The organism is Protofrankia sp. Cr1, assembly GCF_963555865.1.
GTDB lineage: Bacteria > Actinomycetota > Actinomycetes > Frankiales > Frankiaceae > Protofrankia.
In genome coordinates, this window is sequence record NZ_CAUVXO010000227.1 from 1 (window position 1) to 2,715 (window position 2,715).

General features: G+C 69.9%; 2 protein-coding genes. Both read left to right on the forward strand.

Annotated features, from left to right (window positions below; genetic code table 11):
- Positions 1-365, forward strand: a 365-nt coding sequence (locus tag U9980_RS16980) for a toll/interleukin-1 receptor domain-containing protein (RefSeq protein WP_322768811.1), incomplete at its 5' end; no start/stop codon positions are given.
- 55 nt (positions 366-420) lie between these two features.
- The coding region (locus tag U9980_RS16985; protein WP_416210300.1) for a Tex family protein at positions 421-2,715 on the forward strand (2,295 nt) is incomplete at its 3' end.

Sequence of the window (2,715 nt, forward strand, 5' to 3'; positions counted from 1 at the left end):
TGCGCGCCTTATATGATCGCCTGGCGCACGACGAGTTGGCACCCTGGCTGGACGAGGAGGACATTTCTCCTGGTCAGGAGCGGGAACCGCTGGTCAGGAAGGCAATCAGGGAGTCCGCCGCCGTCTTGGTCTGTCTGAGCGCGAACGCGACGAACAGACGGGGCTTCCTGCACAGGGCGATCCGGCTCGCGCTCGATACGGCGAGCGAACAGCCCGAAGGTGCGACATACATCATTCCGGTGCGGTTGGAGGTCTGCGACATCCCCGATGCGCTCCGACCCTGGCAGTCTGTCGATCTTTTCGACGGTCGCGGTTACGAGAAGCTACTGCGCGCGTTGCGCGGCCTGCCGCGTACGCGGGCCTGACGATCAGGCAAGCTGGTCACGAAGACTTCGGACCCCAGCGCGAAGGCGGATCAAGATTGTGACGACGTCGGTTCATCGCAGGATCGCCGAGGAGCTCGGCGTGCGTGAGGGCCAGGTGACCGCGGCCGTGGACCTGCTCGACGGCGGGGCCACCGTGCCGTTCATCGCCCGCTACCGCAAGGAAGCGACCGGCGTGCTCGACGACGCGCAGCTACGCACCCTTGAGGAGCGGTTGCGGTACCTGCGTGAGCTGGAGGAGCGCCGCACCGCGATCCTCGAGTCCATCCGCTCGCAGGGCAAGCTGGACGACGCACTCGAGGCGCAGATCATGGCCGCCGACTCGAAGGCGCGCCTCGAGGACATCTACCTGCCGTACAAGCCCAAACGGCGTACCAAGGCGCAGATCGCCCGGGAGGCGGGCCTGGAACCGCTGGCGCAGGCGCTGCTGGACGATCCGACCCTCGACCCGCAGCTGACCGCGGCAGCGTTCGTCAACGCCGAGCGCGGCGTCGACGACGTCAGCGCCGCGCTGGACGGCGCACGCGCGATCCTGGTCGAGCGGTTCGCCGAGGATGCCGACCTGATCGGGACCCTGCGCGAGCGGATGTGGTCGCGGGGCCGGCTCACCTCCCGGGTACGCGAGGGCAAGCAGGATGCCGGCGCCAAGTTCGCCGACTACTTCGACTTCGCCGAGCCGTTCACCAAGCTGCCCTCGCACCGGATCCTCGCGCTGTTCCGCGGTGAGAAGGAGGAGATCCTCGACCTCACCCTGGAGCCGGAGGAGGCCGTCGAGGAGGCCGCACCGCGGGAGACCCCCGCGCCGAGTGCCTACGAGCTGACCATCGCCGAGCGCTTCACCGTCGCCGACCTGGGCCGCCCGGCCGACCGCTGGCTGGTGGACACCGTGCGCTGGGCCTGGCGCACCCGCATCCTCGTCCACCTCGACATCGACCTGCGGATGCGTCTGTGGCAGGCGGCCGAGGACACCGCGGTGGGGGTGTTCGCCGTCAACCTGCGCGATCTCCTGCTCGCCGCGCCCGCCGGCGCCCGGGTGACCATGGGTCTCGATCCGGGCCTGCGCACGGGTGTCAAGGTCGCGGTCGTCGACGCGACCGGTCAGGTCGTGGCCACCGAAACGATCTATCCGCACGAACCGCGGCGGCGCTGGGACGAGTCGATCGCCGTACTGGCCCGCCTCGCGGCCCAGCACGGCGTCGATCTGATCGCGATCGGCAACGGCACCGCGTCCCGGGAGACCGACAAGCTCGCGAGCGACCTGGCCAGGCTGCATCCCGACCTGTCGCTCACCACGGTCGTCGTCTCCGAGGCCGGCGCCTCGGTCTACTCGGCCTCGGCGTATGCCTCCCGTGAACTACCCGAACTGGATGTGTCGCTGCGCGGCGCGGTGTCGATCGCGCGCCGTCTGCAGGACCCGCTGGCCGAACTCGTCAAGATCGACCCGAAGTCGATCGGGGTCGGCCAGTACCAGCATGACCTCTCCGAGATCAAACTGTCCCGCTCGCTGGACGCGGTCGTCGAGGATGCGGTGAACGCCGTCGGCGTCGACGTCAACACCGCCTCCGCCCCGCTGCTGACCCGAGTCTCGGGCATCGGCGGCGGGCTCGCGGAGAACATCGTGCGCCACCGTGACGCCAACGGCCCGTTCCGCTCGCGCCGGGCCCTCACCGACGTCCCACGGCTCGGCCCGAAAGCGTTCGAGCAGTGCGCCGGCTTCCTGCGCATCCGGGACGGGGACGACCCGCTCGACGCCTCCAGCGTGCACCCGGAGGCGTATCCGGTGGTCCGGCGCATCCTGACGTCGACCGCCGGCGAGCTCACGGCCCTGATCGGCAACACCGCGCTGTTGCGCGCGCTGCGGCCCACGGACTTCGTCGACGACACCTTCGGCCTGCCGACGGTCACCGACATCGTGGCGGAACTGGAGAAGCCTGGCCGTGACCCGCGCCCGGCGTTTGCGACCGCGACCTTCGCCGACGGTGTCAACACCCTCGCCGATCTCACCCCCGACATGGTGCTGGAAGGGGTGGTCACCAACGTCGCCGCGTTCGGTGCCTTTGTCGACGTGGGCGTGCACTCCGACGGCCTCGTGCACGTCTCGGCGATGTCGAAGACCTTCGTGGCCGACCCTCGGGACGTGGTGAAGTCCGGCGACATCGTGCGGGTGAAGGTCCTCGACGTCGACATTCCCCGCAAACGCATCTCACTCACCCTGCGCCTGGATGACGACGCCGAGCGCCGCGGTGAGCAGGCAGGCCCGCCGAACGCCGGGCGCCGGGACCGTGGCGGGGCACCTCGCGGCGGACAACCACGCGCAGCGGCACAACCCCGC